The sequence below is a fragment of the Muriicola sp. Z0-33 genome (assembly GCF_026126425.1).
In the GTDB taxonomy this organism is placed as follows: Bacteria; Bacteroidota; Bacteroidia; order Flavobacteriales; family Flavobacteriaceae; genus JAFMPW01.
The window spans coordinates 18,473-32,784 of the sequence record NZ_JAFMPW010000008.1; the positions used below are offsets into that span (position 1 = coordinate 18,473).

The following is a 14,312-nucleotide window of genomic DNA, read 5'->3' on the forward strand; positions in this document are numbered from 1 at the left end:
AATTAATTTATTCGACTCTTTTCTTCGTCTGCTCCGGTTTGCCTTTCGCGCTGCTTTTTAAGTTCTTTATTTCCAAATGTTGCAGTATAGGTTAGTTTTATAGTACGGTGACTAAAATCAAATTTGCGCTCGATAAATAAGTTTTCTTCAGAGATGTTAGTGATTCCTTTAAGTTCTAAAGAATTAAATAAGTCATTAAAATTCAGCGTCAATCGGCTTCCCTTTTTTAACTTTTTCTGTATACCTAAATTTAAAATACCCGTTGGTTGAGCTTTAACATTACCCGCAAGAGAAGAAGTTCGGTAAAAGCCTGAAAATTCTAAAGACCAATCTTGGCCTGGCTTAATTGTTTGGGTACTGTTAATACTAAAGTTACGCTGATTAAATGTGAACCTGCCTAATTCCTCTATTGTAGTGGATTCTTGCCATAGAAAAGTCGAAAAAATACGCATCTTCCACCAACTTGATACTTTTATTGGGAAGGACATGTTGAGTGATGCTATTTTCTGGCTTTCCAGGTTGTCGGGCACAATCATTTGAGTATTTGTTTCAGGATTAAATCGATTTTGAAATTTTACAATTGTGTAGTCTTCGTCACTATATTGTGCTGTAAGATTCACCCGTTTTTGTGACCAGGACAATTCAAAAACATTTGCCAAAGCTGGACGTAAAGAAGCATTGCCCCCGAACGATGTTCTAGGATCCAAAAAAATAATAAATGGTGCCATATCACTAAAAGATGGACGATTGATTCTTCTACTATAAGACAAATTAAAACTATTGAATTCGTTAACTTTTTGATTCCAAAATATGCTCGGAAAAAAGTTATTTAGACTACGATTGACCTTTTCTCCCACAACTGTAGAATTTAATTCGGTACCTGTCTTTTCAAATCGTAGTCCACCCTTGAGTGTTGTTTTCTGGGATAACTCATAGTCTATTTGCGAAAAAAGAGCGAAGATATTCTCAGTCAAATTACTGGCTGATGTAAAATTGGGCAGTACTGCACCATCGTCGGTCAGTAAAACGTCATTTTCAAAATCTGAGGTGGTATATTTTGCCCCTAAACTTAATTTGATATTTTCATTTAATGCGACAGAATAATCTGCTTTACTTACCAAAATATCAAAAGGAGTGTTCTTTTTACTCTGAAGTTTCGACTGGTCAAAAAGTGTTCCGTCAGTACCTTCAGATTGAAGTTGATAACTTATAGGGTTTCGGTGGTTATAAACCAAATAATCAAAATCTAAATTAAGTAATGCTCCATTTCTAAAAATATGCGTTAGATTAATGTTGCTTTGTAGGTGTCTCCAATCATTAACCTCGATATTTTTGGAAGTTACTAAAGTATCCACTGCCAACGATGACTGTATCTCGGTGGTGTTGAGCGCTTCCATATCCCAATTACTTGAATACCCCATGAAAAGTACTCCAATATTGGTGTTTTTGTCAAGTTCTAAATCAAGACCTAATCTGAAGTTATGATTGTTTTGTGTTGGATTTCGATCACTTCTGAAAAGAGTTTCGATTAAATCCTCCCCTATTAAATCGACATCAACAAATAAATTCTTAGTTCTCCGAAGTTGTCTTGTTAGTTGCGTCTGACCATTTCTAAAATAACTATAACTTGCAAAGAGATTAACCCTTTTCTCTTGATAGTTAAGATTTATGCTGGAATTGCCCGTTTCACCGCTACCATAACCAGCTGAAAGGGAATAACTTCCATTTAAGCCCTCATGAAGTTGTTTTTTTAGTACAAGATTGATAAAACCTGCATTTCCCTGAGCATCTAAGTTTGCTGGTGGGTTGGTAATCAGTTCTATAGATTTAATATTGTTCGCATCCAGTCCTTGCAAATAATTAAAAAGCACATCAGCCGTCATATATTGTAGCTTACCATTAATCATGATATTAACACCATCTTTCCCTAACATACCTATTGAAGTACTTTGCCGATTGACAAAAACTCCGGGAGACTTTTCAAGGATTTCAAGGACACTACTTCCCGCCGTATTGATACGATTGGAAATATTCACAACCATGCGGTCAATTTTTCGCTCAAAAAGCGGAATCGATCCCGTTATGGTAACCCCGCTTAATTGTTCTACGGTTTCGTTCAACATTATAAGCCCAAATTCTTTCATTGAGTCTTGTTCATTGATTACAAAAACATTGGATTGATATTCTTTAAAACCCAATACCGAAATGTCCACCAGAAACGCTCCTTCTTGGTTGATTTCCAAGAAAAAAAATCCTTCTTCATCAGAAATACCTCCTACGACGAAATCAAGGTTTTTTGATTTTTTTATAACGATATTAGCAAAGGGAATAGGTAATCCGTTTGTATCTTGAAGAAAACCTTTGACACCGTATTGAGTCCAAGCAGGGCTAATACCCAAAACAAAAAGTAACATTGTTATGCCTATTTTTCTATTCATTTTATTTGTTTTAAACTAATCAAAGGTCAGAAACCGAAAAACACTTTAAAACGATATATGGTCTAGTATTGAACCCGTACTTTAGAACAGCACAATTTAGGGTACATTGCTTCCTAATTTAGCATTCCACAATAAACATTAAGTCGAATAAGAAAGTATCCCCATTTTTTTATTTTTTGACAATTGTCAAAGGGAAATGAATTTTTACCGACTAATTTCACCTAGAGTAAATTCATTATATCAAATAAACAACTCGCTATGAAACATTCTACCTTGCAGTTTTTCATTCTATTATTTATTACATTTCACATAATCGTTCAAGCCCAAAATAAATCTTCTGAGACTCATATGTCTAGCGTAAAAATTATCTCGGCGGTAAATATTGAAGAAGCAGAGGATGGCAAGCCAGCTCATGTTTCAACTGTAGAATTAATTCTTCGGCCTAATTAAGAATCTCAACCACATGGTCATCCAAGACCTGTATATGGCTATATTTTGGAAGGCATTTACGAATTCAAGGTGGAAAACCATGCTCTTAGAACGTTAAAACAAGGAGACACATTTTATGAATCCTTGATGGCATTACATGAAGTTGGAAGTAACCCAAGAGATACCTCTATTACAAGAGTATTAGCCATTATAACACATCCGAAAAGTGTAAAAAACCTTGTAATATTTGAGAAGCCAATATAACTATCTGAATAATTTAAATCATAAAACTTATAAGAATGAATTTCGAAATCATCAAAATATTTTTAAGATTCCCAGTTGTAATTGGTTTTTTGTCTGCTGTTGCCGATATACTAGGGTTATTGCCTGCGCCAATATCTGTTGGGCGCAATTGGGACAATCTTTTGGATATACCAAAATGATAAGAATTAACAATAAATTGATACGACACTAGAAGCTGTACAAACTCATATTTACAAATAAATAAACATGCGAAAATTTCTTTACTTATTCATTGCCTTATTAGGTTTTCAACTATCCATCGCTCAAAAATTCACCAAAAAAATTGGTATGAACAGTTCTAATTGGAACGAAACTGATAATAGCGTATTTGAAAGATTTGACAACAGGGAAACTTTGGTTCTAAGTAGCGGAAGGATTACGGTCAAAGGTCAGAAATTCACAAACGGAACTATTGAAGTAGATGTGTTCGCCAATTCAATAAGAAGTTTTGCTGGCATCACTTTCAGGAGGCAAAATGACAATATGGAAGAGGTATATATGAGAATGCATAAATCCAGCCAGGTGGATGCGCTTCAGTATACTCCCATATTCAATAATGAGTCTAATTGGCAGTTATTTAGAGAATACCAGGCACGGGTTTCATTTAAAAAAATAGGCTGGAATACTTTACGTGTTGAAGTCAATAATGAATGTGCCGAGGTTTATTTGAATGATGAAAAAGTAATGTCTATTGATAATCTGAGAACAAATCAAAACACTGGAGAAGTTGGATTATTTGCATTATTCTCGAATAGATTTTCTAACTTTAAGATTACCCAAAAAGATACGGTTGAAGTTCATAAAGCATGTAGCAACAATCCTACTAAAGCTAATGTTATAACACAATGGGAAATTACGAAAGCAAAACCCTATAAAGAAAAAGAAGATCTCAATTTTGATGATTTTTTAAAAGAGAAATACACAACTGTTGCCACTGAAAGATCAGGGCTACTGCCTATATCTAAGTACATAAGAAAGACTTTTTCGGGTAACTTTGAAGAAAATGAGGAGGACTATACCATTGTATACACCACAATTGATACAGATCAGAAGGAAACCAGGACTTTTTCATTTGATTATAGTGACAAAATTATTGTCTATCTGAATGGTGAAGTTATTTTTAAAGGTAATAATGCATTTAGAGCCAAAGGAATACAATACATGGGTCATATCAATATTAATACCAATAAATTATACCTACCTCTTGAAAAAGGATTAAACAAAATTCATTGTGTAGTTATAGACAAGGCAAACGGTTGGGGTATAATTGGTAAATTAGAATAGAACCCTTTACAATAATGCACATGAAATCATACCTCCCATGTATTCGCTGCGCTTCCTAAACAAAACCATCGCCCTAATAAATGAGAAAATAAAAAGCTGAATTCAATAAACATCAAAATGTAATCATAATAGAATCAATGATGACATGGGGCAATGAATGGAATACCGCTTTTGATTTAGTGGTATTCATCCGACTTGAAAATGAAATGAGTTTGGCCCGCCATAGAAAACTTAATATTGAACGCTATAGAGATGGTTTGCTGAACAATGAAAAAATAAAAGAAAACTCTAGATTGTTTCTAGAATGGCTGATCAATATGAAAATCCAATTTATACGGGCATTAACTTAAATTTTCATAAAAGGTGATTAAAATCTTGTCCCTGTGGTATCATAAGACTAGACAACAAAGACCCCTTGAAAAACCATATTATCAAGATTTTAGAGAAAATCAACGAGCTTAAAAAAACGGTAGAATTTGTCTACCTAATAAAGGTTTAAAAGAGATGGCATTTTTTCAACTTAAACAGAATCTATATTTTGTAAGACCATGGGAGCGATTGAATGATATTTTAAGATATTTCTTTTCCAGAAAAAGAATTAATTAAAAGATGGCAATCGAAACAAAGTTTCGGGCTGCAAGTCCCAAATCTTACCAAACTTCATCCTATCTTTTTGCGAGGAACATCAGGGCTTTTGACTTAGTTCTTTTCTTAAACTTTCCAGTTCACTTTCATTTATTTCAAGTTTAAAATACGGTTTTCCAAACCGTGACTTTTCTAGCCTTCCTTTGTCCAACAGTTTTAATACTCTTGCGCGTTCCTTTCTCCAATTTTCCTTGAGTATATAATTATCATATTGAGTAATCATTTTCTTTTTCATGGATTGTTCAAACATTCTTTTTTCAAACTCTAAACTCTCCTTTCTGTCCTTTTCTTCATGCTCAGCGTATTCAAATAACTTCTTTAGCTTATTATGGGTCGGTCTTAATTGTTCCCGCTCCATTCTTCGTAGCAGTTCCTCGATATAATCAAATCGTTTGTTCAATCGATGCTCAAATCCCATATGGTTCATCAGGTATTTATTCTTTGGGGAAATCTTCGCCCCTTCAAAAAAGTCCATCATCAATTCCAAGGTAATCGTATGCGACTTCGATATCTTCTTTGAAAACTCCCGATATCTTCCTGCGGTAATCCGATTGATGCTCATAGCAGAGAAATCACTTTTTTTCTTCTTTTCCTGTTCCATTACAGTAATTTTTTTGAGGTTTAATAGGGTCTGACAGCTCCTTTTTTTGTTTTTGCGACATAAACAATTTTGATGCTATTTTCAATTCATTGAAAATCAATGGTTTGAATAACGCAACATCGCTTTAGCGTGTTACCCTCTTGCTTTACAAACCTTATCCGCTTCGCTACAAAAATTTGTAAACTTTGATCAGTGCCTTTCATTGAAAAAGTAGGTCGCACCCTATCCGATTTTTTCTTCACGCTTTTCTTTCCGAACACTAAAAAAGTCGGACAGGAACCATGCGCTTTTAGTTTTGGTAAGATTTGGGGGCTGCGCTTCTTTTACCTTTATTCTTGTTCTTTAATTTCTCCATCAACTCTTGCATATCCTCCCCTACTTTCTTCTGTACCACTCTCGCATAGATTTGGGTCGTGGATAGCTTTGTATGCCCTAAAAGCTTGGAGACTGTCTCTATAGGCACGCCATTGGACAACGTTACCGTTGTGGCGAATGTATGACGTGCGACATGAAAAGTTATGTTCTTATGGATAGCACAGGCTTTGGCGATTTCCTTTAGGTTTTTGTTCGTCTTTTGGTTGCTCAGTACTGGTAGCAATTCACCTGTAAGTTGCATTTCTTTCTTGTACTTCTCGAGGATTTCCTTGGCCTTGGGCAATAACGGAATTCTAACCGTTTCATTTGTTTTTGCTCTTTTGGTATATATCCATTGATGGTTATCTATTCCTATCAAAATTTGGTCGGGTCGTAATTCTTTGACGTCAATGTATGATAATCCAGTATAACAGCTGAACAGGAAGACATCTTTTACAGTTTCTAAACCTCTGGTCATAAAAGAAGTGTCTTCCAATAGCTGTAGTTCTCTTTCTGTTAGGTAGTCTCTCTCGTTTCTAATAAATCGGAGTTTGTAATTTCTAAATGGGTCTTTTTCCAACCATTCCATTCTTAAGGAAAGATTGATAATCTTTCGCAATCGTTCCATATGTTTCATTACCCCATTGTTGGTACAGGTCCTTCTCGTGGTCTTGGGCTTATAGGTCCTGATAAAGTTTTCAAAGTTCACGATGAAGCTATAGTTCAGCTGTACCAAATAAATATCATTGGTCTTGAGTCGTTCTTGCAGAAACTCTTTTAAATACTTCTCTGTGGAAAAGTAGTTTTTAAGTGTTCCTGGCTTCAGTTCATTGTTGATGTTCTTGTTGTGATATGTTACTGCTTGCATCAGACCCATTCGTTCCTCGTCCTCCCCGAAGTACCTTAACTTGATTCCTTTGGCCGTAATGAGCTTTCTTTCCGAGTGCAATTGCTTGGGGGCATTGAGGACCTCGGCATATACGTCATCCAGATAACTGTTGAACAAAATCAGGTTTTCACTGGTTTCCTTGGCCCTGCACCTAAAAATGTCCCAATTGCACACCGCAATGTCCCGTTTGATACTGAATTCTGCCCGTTCCTTGTTGACCGTAATCCGGACATAGATGTCCAATATTTCGGGGTTGCTTCTTTTTTTTCGAGTGAAGAAAATCACTCCTAATGTGCTGTCCGTACGCATATTCGTGAGTCTTTTGGTTAAACATTATTGTTCAAAGACTACATCTAAATTACTCTAAATGATACTTAAAATTAGCACATATTGTATACAATTTTGTACACCGAATTGCACACCTAAAAGGTGATTTCAAACGATATCAAATGATTGCAGAAAAAATAAAAAACCCTGCTAATCAATAAATTAGCAGGGTAATGATGATCGCCAAAAGGCGGTTCGTCGGGATGACAGGATTTGAACCTGCGACCACACGGCCCCCAGCCGTGTACGCTAACCGGACTGCGCCACATCCCGGACTATACTTTACACTTTAACACCAAACTAAAAATTTGGAAATGCAAATATAAAACAATACTTATAAATATTGGAAAGGCCCTGCCCTAAATAAATGCGATTCTTTGAATAAAACGCTAATTCCCTGATCCCGAATTTTACCTTCTTTTTTTTAAGCTCAAAAATGTATCTTTAGCTTAGATCAACGCTATTATGATTATTCATCATTTTGAAACCCAAAGCTCTGTCCTGAATCAATTTATGGCAGAAGTCAGAGATGTAACTATCCAGAAAGATCGTATGCGCTTTCGCCGAAACATAGAACGCATCGGTGAAATATTAGCATATGAACTAAGCAAAACATTAAATTATAATACCCATGTCGTTACCACTCCATTTGGTACAAAAAAAATGAAATTACCGGAAAACGAATTGGTACTTTGTTCTGTTCTGCGCGCAGGACTGCCGCTTCATGAGGGACTGCTGAGTTATTTTGATAAGGCCGAAAATGCATTTATTTCTGCTTACCGGCACCACCCGGATGGAGGAGATGATTTTGAAGTGATTGTTAAGTATTTTGCAGCTCCTGATCTCAACGGCAAGACTTTAGTTCTTACAGATCCCATGCTCGCTACCGGGAAAACCCTGGAAAATGTTTTAGGAGCGCTTAGCGCCCACGGGAAACCCAGACAGATCCATATTGTTTCTATAATGGGCTCCGAAGAGGGTATTGCACATGTAAAATCGGTCTTTCCGGAAAATACCCATCTGTGGATTGCCGCAATTGATGAGGAATTAACCAGTAAGGGATATATTATTCCGGGCCTTGGGGATGCCGGAGATTTGGCTTTCGGGCCTAAACTTTGAACAAGTCTGTTTTTATGAGGCGAAAATTTAGCTTGGGATTACTGCTTGTCTTCTCGCTGCAGCTGCTTCTGGCACAACAGCAGGTAGATGTATTTATCATCGGCGGAGGTGCCGGAGGTACGTCGGCTGCAATCCAAGCAGCTAGAATGGGATCATCAGTGATTATACTGGAAAAATCGCCCTGGTTGGGGGGAATGCTAACTTCCGCCGGGGTATCTGCCATTGATGGCAATCACGAGTTACCTTCTGGCATATGGGGAGAATTCAGAGATGCCCTTTATACGCATTACGGTGGGCCCAAGGCAGTGGCAACCGGGTGGGTGAGTCATACCCTTTTTGAACCCTCCGTAGCCGATAGATTGTTGAAAAAAATGGCCAATTTGAGGAACTTGAAAATTGCATACAATTCTAAATACTATACCATTACTGAACTGGATGATGGCTGGATTCTGGTTTGGGACAACAATGGAGAAAGACAGGTGACCCAAACAAAGATATTGATAGACGCTACTGAGACCGGAGAGTTATTACCTGTACTTGGTGCAAAGTTTAGACTGGGTATGGACAGTAAAGAGGAAACTGGAGAACAAGAGGCCCCTGAAGTGGCCAACCCCATTGTCCAGGACCTTACCTATGTTGCTATCCTTACCGATGTTGGGGATACAAAGAGCAAAGAAGGATTGGTTAAGAAACCAAAAGGGTATGACCCCGCCCAATTTAAATGCAGCTGCAAGCGGCCAGAGGGCGAAATGTTTGGCGGGGTCTCCAGCTGCGAACAAATGCTGAATTACGGGAAATTACCTAATAATAAATACATGATTAACTGGCCCAATTGCGGGAACGACTATTATGTAGACTGGGGCCGCCTTTCTGATGAAGAACGGGAAAAAGAAATTAAAAAGGCCAAGGCCCACACCCTGAAGTTTGTGTATTATATTCAGAACGATCTGGGATATAAAAACCTTCGTCTGGCACCAGAATTTCCGACAGAGGACAATTTGCCTTTTATACCTTATGACAGGGAAGGCAGAAGGGTAGAGGGGAAGGTCTTTTTAACTGTAGATCATTTAGAAAGGCCCTATGATTTCAACCTGTACAAGACTGGTGTGGCAGTAGGTGACTACCCCATAGATCATCATCACGACAAAAACCCTGACACACCTAAAATTGAATTCATAAATATAAAAGTGCCCAGTTATAACATCCCGATGGGCGTATTGATTCCTGATAATGTCAATAATTTTATTGTAGCCGAAAAGAATATTAGTGTTTCTAATATAGTAAACGGCACTACCAGGCTGCAACCTGTAGTACTGGGTATTGGACAGGCAGCAGGAGCATTGGCAGCCATGGCCGCACGTGAGGCAAAAACACCATCCGATGTTGAGGTGCGCAAGGTGCAGCGAGCGCTGCTGGAGGCCAAAGCATATATAATGCCCTTTATAGATGTTGACAAAGACGACCGGGCATTTACCGCCATTCAGAAAATTGGGGCGACAGGGGTATTTAATGGCTATGGCATTCCCTATAAGTGGGCCAACCAAACCTGGTTTTACCCCGCACAAATAGTCTCAGAATATGAATGGATACAGGGGCTTACCCCCTTTGTGCCTAAACTGTCCCAAATTCCTGCTTCCGGCAAGCCTATAACCCTTAAGTTTGTGAAAGAAGTAATACGGCAGACCCAACCTCAATTCCAGGTTATGGAAATTAATCAAAACTGGAATACGTGGGGAATAGATCAGGAATTGAATGAAGATGCAGCCCTAAACCGGAGGACAATGAGCCTTTTAACCAACCAAATATTTGATCCTTTTAATATTCCCGTTGACCTCAAGGGAAATACCATTTCAAACTAAGAAATATGAGAGCTACCATTTTTAGTACAATTTGCCTTTTAGTTATTTTATTGCAATCCTGTAAAACTACCGGGAAAGAAGAAGCGGAAGTTGAGCAGGAAAACAACAGGCCCAATATTATCTACATCCTTGCTGATGATCTTGGATATGGTGAATTGGGGGTTTATGGGCAGCAGAAGATTGAAACTCCAAATATAGATGCCCTTGCCAAAGAAGGTATGCTTTTTACCCAGCACTATACCAGTGCTCCGGTTTGTGCCCCCGCACGTTATATGCTAATGACAGGGCAACATTCTGGCCGGGCCCATATACGTGGTAATGAAGAATGGGCAGACAGGGGTGATGTGTGGAACTATATTGCCATGGCCAAAGATTCTGTTTTAGAAGGCCAGCGACCCATGCCCACCAATACCGTAACCCTGCCTATAAAATTAAAGGAAGTGGGGTATACTACGGGGATGATCGGGAAGTGGGGCTTGGGAGCACCTCACACACATTCTATACCGACCATAATGGGGTTCGATTTTTTCTATGGGTATAATTGCCAAAGGCAGGCGCACACTTATTACCCCTTGCACCTCTACAAGAATGAAAAAAGGGTACACCTTGCCAACGATACTATTGCCCCGCATACAGCTTTTCCCGAAAGTGCAGATCCAACGGATCCTGAGAGCTATGCCGATTTTAATTTAAAGGACTACGCCCCTGAATTAATGTTCAAAGAATTAACGGCCTTTGTAGATCGCAGCAAGGACCAACCCTTCTTTTTATATTGGGCTACACCCATACCTCATGTGGCAATACAGGCCCCTCAGGACTGGGTAGACTACTACATCAAGAAATTTGGAGAAGAAACCCCTTTCCTTGGAGGGAATGCTAAAGGCGGAGGCTATTTTCCCCATAAGAACCCCCGGGCAGGTTATGCTGCAATGATATCCTATCTTGATGAGAATGTAGGCAAGTTAGTGACTCAGCTAAAAGCACTTGGAGTTTACGATAATACCTTAATCATATTTACTTCAGACAACGGACCATCTTTTGCAGGAGGCGCGGACCCACAGTGGTTTAACAGCGCCCAGCCTTTTGAGGGTACATACGGCAGAGGTAAAGGGTTTGTTTACGAAGGGGGCATTAGGGTGCCTATGATCGCGAGCTGGCCAGATAAGATAGCCCCCGGGACCACCACAGATCATATCTCTGTTCATTATGATGTAATGGAAACTTTGGCTGAGCTTACCGGTTTTGAGGCCCCAGACAATGACGGCACCAGTTTTTTACCCACCTTGTTGTCCGCAGAAGATCAGGCCGAACACGAATTTCTAATATGGGAGTTTCCTGAATATGGCGGGCAATTGGCCTTAAGAATGGGAGATTGGAAGGTAGTAAGACAGCAACTTAAGTCTGATAATGAAGATGCAACCCTGGAACTTTATAATCTTTCGACAGATCCAACTGAGCAGCATAATATAGCATCGGCCCATCCGGAAATTATTCAGCAAGCCGCGGAAATCTTTAGAAGGGAACACACCAATGCCAGTATTGAGAAGTTCAGGATAAAGGCTTTAGATAATGGCTTGATCCCGACAGAAGAATAAGGTCATAAACCAAATATTAGGGCGTGGCACTGAACTTATAAATGCAAACAGATTTGTAAGTATCTCCTGGTGCTAACAATGTACTTGGAAAATTATCCTGGTTCGGTGAGTTCGGGTAATGCTGTGTTTCCAAACATAGTGCCCCTCGGAATTCGTATACCTTGTTTTGCTTTCCGCTTAGATTATCCATAAAATTACCGCCATAAAATTGTACCCCGGGTTCATTGGTAAAGACTTCCATTACCCTTCCGCTGGCCGGCTCTGTAACGCGGGCTGCCAGAGAGATGCCCTCGGCATCTGCTGAGGAGGTATTGATCACAAAATTATGGTCGTAACCGCCGCCAAGTTTTATTTGTTCATGCTCACTATCCACATCTTGTCCTATGGTTTTAGGCGTTTTGAAATCGAACGGACTACCAGCTACCTCTTCAATGTGCCCCAATGGGATAAGACCTTCATCTACCGGGGTATAACCATCTGCGTTGATGTATAGCAGGTGGTCTTGTACATTGCCATTCCCAGCGCCTTTTAAATTAAAATAGGAGTGGTGGGTAAGATTTACATGTGTTTTCTTGTCTGTAGTTGCAGTGTAATCTATTCTTAGGGCATTATCATCATCTAAAGTATAATCTACTTTTACTTTTAGATTTCCCGGGTATCCTTCTTCCATATCCGGGGAGGTCCTCTGAAAGCTGATATGATTATCGCTGGCCGATACCACTTCCCAAACCACAGATTCGAAGCCAACATTACCTCCATGTAAATGATTCTCTCCATTATTCTTTACTAGTTCATATCTGGTGCCATCTATTGTAAAAGCGGCACCACCTATTCTATTTCCGTATCGCCCTACCATTGCCCCAAAAAATCGGCCCTTCCCCGAGGTGTACTCCTCAAGTGTCGGGAATCCCAGCACAACATCGGTCAGTGCTCCGTTTTTATCGGGGACCATAAGAGAAACCAAACGCTGTCCGTAATTGGTAAAAGCGGCTTCAACCCCATTCTTGTTTTTCAGAACATAGAGCTTTACTGGTATGTTATTTAGGGTATCTACAAAGGCATTATAAGACAATCCGGAAACAGTCGTCTCTTTATTATTGGCTACTTCCATTGAATTATCTGCTTTGTTTTGAGTTTTTTCCTTGCATGCTCCTATAGTTAAAAATACCAAGGCGCCATAGAAAATAAAGGAATAGAGGTTTTTCATTGATTTATTATTGGTTATATGAAGATATGAAATAACTTTACAATTCGCATTTTTAGCAATATTATATGAGACTATCAAGACCTCTAATGGCTGGCTCCCTGCTAATTTGTTCATTAATCTTAATGGGCTGCAAGGAAAAAACAAATCAAATAAAAAAGGCGCAATCTGAACCGGTAAAAAAGCAAATTACGCTGCTAAAAGAAGTGCCTGCGGGTATAGAACGTCCGGCCGGAATGGCATGGATTCCCGGGGGAGAATTTACCCAGGGGGCCGTAGCCACAGACCAGCATGCCATGTCTCATGAAAAACCCGCGCATAAAGTTGCAGTAGACGGTTTCTTTATGGATATCCATGAAGTTACCAATGCAGAATTTTCAGATTTTGTGGCAGCAACAGGCTATTTAACCATTGCAGAACGAGAAATAGATTGGGAGGAAATGAAAAAGCAACTGCCAGAGGGCACTCCAAAACCACACGATTCCATAATGCAACCCGGGTCGCTCGTTTTTAAAAAGACCAAAGAAAGTGTCCCAAACCTTTACGATTTTTCACAATGGTGGAAATGGACTATTGGTGCCAACTGGAAAATGCCAAATGGCCCGGGAAGTTCTATAAAGGGGAAAGACCAGGACCCGGTGGTGCATATTGCCTATCATGATGCCGTTGCTTATTGTGAATGGGCGGGCAGGCGTTTACCAACAGAAGCTGAATGGGAGTATGCTGCGAGGGCAGGACAAGAAGACGGCCTCTATTTTTGGGGTTCGGATGAAAGTGTTTTGTCACAAATGGCAAATACATGGAATGGAGAGTTCCCAGTGACCAACAACAGTTCGGACGGTTTTGAAAGAAGGGCGCCTGTAAAGTCCTACCCCCCAAATAAATTTGGGTTGTACGATATGGCTGGCAATGTATGGGAGTGGACGTCCGATTGGTACAATACAAGTTATTATGATCAAGTGAGTAAAACAGAAATTACAGTGAATCCCCTGGGTGCAACCACAGCTTATAACGCCACTAATCCTTATGCAAAAGAGAAGGTCATGAAGGGAGGGTCATTTCTGTGTAACGCCTCCTATTGCGCCAGTTACAGAATTTCATCGCGTATGGCCAGCAGCCTGGATTCTTCCCTTGAGCACCTGGGATTCAGAACCGTAGCTACAATAGAAATGCTGAATACTCAGCAATAGTTATTCTATAATTTTTAATGTAAAAAAAACAAATACAACGATAATAACTTTTGATAACTTTAAAAGTAAGGTTTT

At 39.3% G+C, this 14,312-nt stretch carries 10 protein-coding genes, 1 tRNA gene and 1 pseudogene; 7 read left to right on the forward strand and 5 right to left on the reverse strand.

The features are described 5' to 3' along the window. Positions 1-2: 2 nt before the first annotated feature. Positions 3-2,438 (reverse strand): outer membrane beta-barrel protein, encoded by a 2,436-nt coding sequence (locus J1G40_RS11935; RefSeq protein ID WP_265242871.1) that lies wholly within the window; start codon positions 2,436-2,438, stop codon positions 3-5. A gap of 465 nt (positions 2,439-2,903) precedes the next feature. Here J1G40_RS11935 and J1G40_RS18355 point away from each other — a divergent pair. The 3 genes and pseudogenes from J1G40_RS18355 to J1G40_RS11945 form a co-directional block, all read left to right on the forward strand. Then, positions 2,904-3,131 (forward strand): annotated as a pseudogene (locus J1G40_RS18355) (hypothetical protein); the annotation flags it as partial. A gap of 327 nt (positions 3,132-3,458) precedes the next feature. Further along, entirely contained in the window at positions 3,459-4,454 is a 996-nt protein-coding gene (locus J1G40_RS11940; RefSeq protein ID WP_265242872.1) for a DUF1080 domain-containing protein, read from the forward strand. A gap of 137 nt (positions 4,455-4,591) precedes the next feature. Continuing rightward, entirely contained in the window at positions 4,592-4,804 is a 213-nt protein-coding gene (locus J1G40_RS11945; RefSeq protein ID WP_265242873.1) for a hypothetical protein, read from the forward strand. A 335-nt stretch (positions 4,805-5,139) separates the two neighbouring features. Here J1G40_RS11945 and J1G40_RS11950 read toward each other — a convergent pair whose 3' ends face one another. The 3 genes from J1G40_RS11950 to J1G40_RS11960 form a co-directional block, all read right to left on the reverse strand. Further along, complete coding sequence (locus J1G40_RS11950) at positions 5,140-5,700, reverse strand: BfmA/BtgA family mobilization protein (RefSeq protein WP_265242874.1); 561 nt, start codon at positions 5,698-5,700, stop codon at positions 5,140-5,142. A 289-nt stretch (positions 5,701-5,989) separates the two neighbouring features. Next, positions 5,990-7,252, reverse strand: a complete 1,263-nt coding sequence (locus tag J1G40_RS11955; RefSeq protein ID WP_265242875.1) for a site-specific integrase — start codon at positions 7,250-7,252, stop codon at positions 5,990-5,992. A 216-nt stretch (positions 7,253-7,468) separates the two neighbouring features. Then, a tRNA-Pro gene (locus J1G40_RS11960) sits at positions 7,469-7,543 on the reverse strand. 192 nt (positions 7,544-7,735) lie between these two features. On the opposite strand from J1G40_RS11960, the gene upp reads away from it, so the two are divergent. Genes upp through J1G40_RS11975 form a run of 3 tightly spaced genes read left to right on the forward strand, consistent with a single transcriptional unit; the run spans position 7,736 to position 11,843 of the window. Beyond that, positions 7,736-8,389, forward strand: a complete 654-nt coding sequence (gene upp / locus J1G40_RS11965; protein ID WP_265242876.1) for a uracil phosphoribosyltransferase — start codon at positions 7,736-7,738, stop codon at positions 8,387-8,389. 14 nt (positions 8,390-8,403) lie between these two features. Next, a complete protein-coding gene (locus J1G40_RS11970) occupies positions 8,404-10,248 on the forward strand; it encodes an FAD-dependent oxidoreductase (RefSeq protein WP_265242877.1) in 1,845 nt (614 codons plus the stop codon). A 5-nt stretch (positions 10,249-10,253) separates the two neighbouring features. Beyond that, positions 10,254-11,843, forward strand: coding sequence for an arylsulfatase (locus J1G40_RS11975; protein ID WP_265242878.1), 1,590 nt, complete (start codon positions 10,254-10,256; stop codon positions 11,841-11,843). A 16-nt stretch (positions 11,844-11,859) separates the two neighbouring features. On the opposite strand, the gene J1G40_RS11980 is transcribed toward J1G40_RS11975, so the two are convergent. Next, entirely contained in the window at positions 11,860-13,050 is a 1,191-nt protein-coding gene (locus tag J1G40_RS11980) for an aldose epimerase family protein (protein WP_265242879.1), read from the reverse strand. Positions 13,051-13,115: 65 nt separating this feature from the next. Between J1G40_RS11980 and J1G40_RS11985 the strand changes: the two genes are divergently transcribed. Continuing rightward, on the forward strand, positions 13,116-14,237 hold the full coding sequence (locus tag J1G40_RS11985; RefSeq protein WP_265242880.1) for a formylglycine-generating enzyme family protein: 1,122 nt from the start codon (positions 13,116-13,118) through the stop codon (positions 14,235-14,237). Positions 14,238-14,312 lie beyond the last annotated feature (75 nt).

What these genes read in the sequence shown, in the direction of transcription:
- J1G40_RS11955 (WP_265242875.1), bottom strand. Translation starts at nt 7,252, where the DNA reads ATGCGTACGGACAGCACATTAGGAGTGATTTTCTTCACTCGAAAAAAA.
- J1G40_RS11970 (WP_265242877.1), top strand. Translation starts at nt 8,404, where the DNA reads ATGAGGCGAAAATTTAGCTTGGGATTACTGCTTGTCTTCTCGCTGCAG.
- J1G40_RS11945 (WP_265242873.1), top strand. Translation starts at nt 4,592, where the DNA reads ATGATGACATGGGGCAATGAATGGAATACCGCTTTTGATTTAGTGGTA.
- J1G40_RS11940 (WP_265242872.1), top strand. Translation starts at nt 3,459, where the DNA reads ATGAACAGTTCTAATTGGAACGAAACTGATAATAGCGTATTTGAAAGA.
- J1G40_RS11975 (WP_265242878.1), top strand. Translation starts at nt 10,254, where the DNA reads ATGAGAGCTACCATTTTTAGTACAATTTGCCTTTTAGTTATTTTATTG.
- J1G40_RS11935 (WP_265242871.1), bottom strand. Translation starts at nt 2,438, where the DNA reads ATGAATAGAAAAATAGGCATAACAATGTTACTTTTTGTTTTGGGTATT.
- J1G40_RS11985 (WP_265242880.1), top strand. Translation starts at nt 13,116, where the DNA reads ATGAGACTATCAAGACCTCTAATGGCTGGCTCCCTGCTAATTTGTTCA.
- J1G40_RS11950 (WP_265242874.1), bottom strand. Translation starts at nt 5,700, where the DNA reads ATGGAACAGGAAAAGAAGAAAAAAAGTGATTTCTCTGCTATGAGCATC.
- upp (WP_265242876.1), top strand. Translation starts at nt 7,736, where the DNA reads ATGATTATTCATCATTTTGAAACCCAAAGCTCTGTCCTGAATCAATTT.
- J1G40_RS11980 (WP_265242879.1), bottom strand. Translation starts at nt 13,050, where the DNA reads ATGAAAAACCTCTATTCCTTTATTTTCTATGGCGCCTTGGTATTTTTA.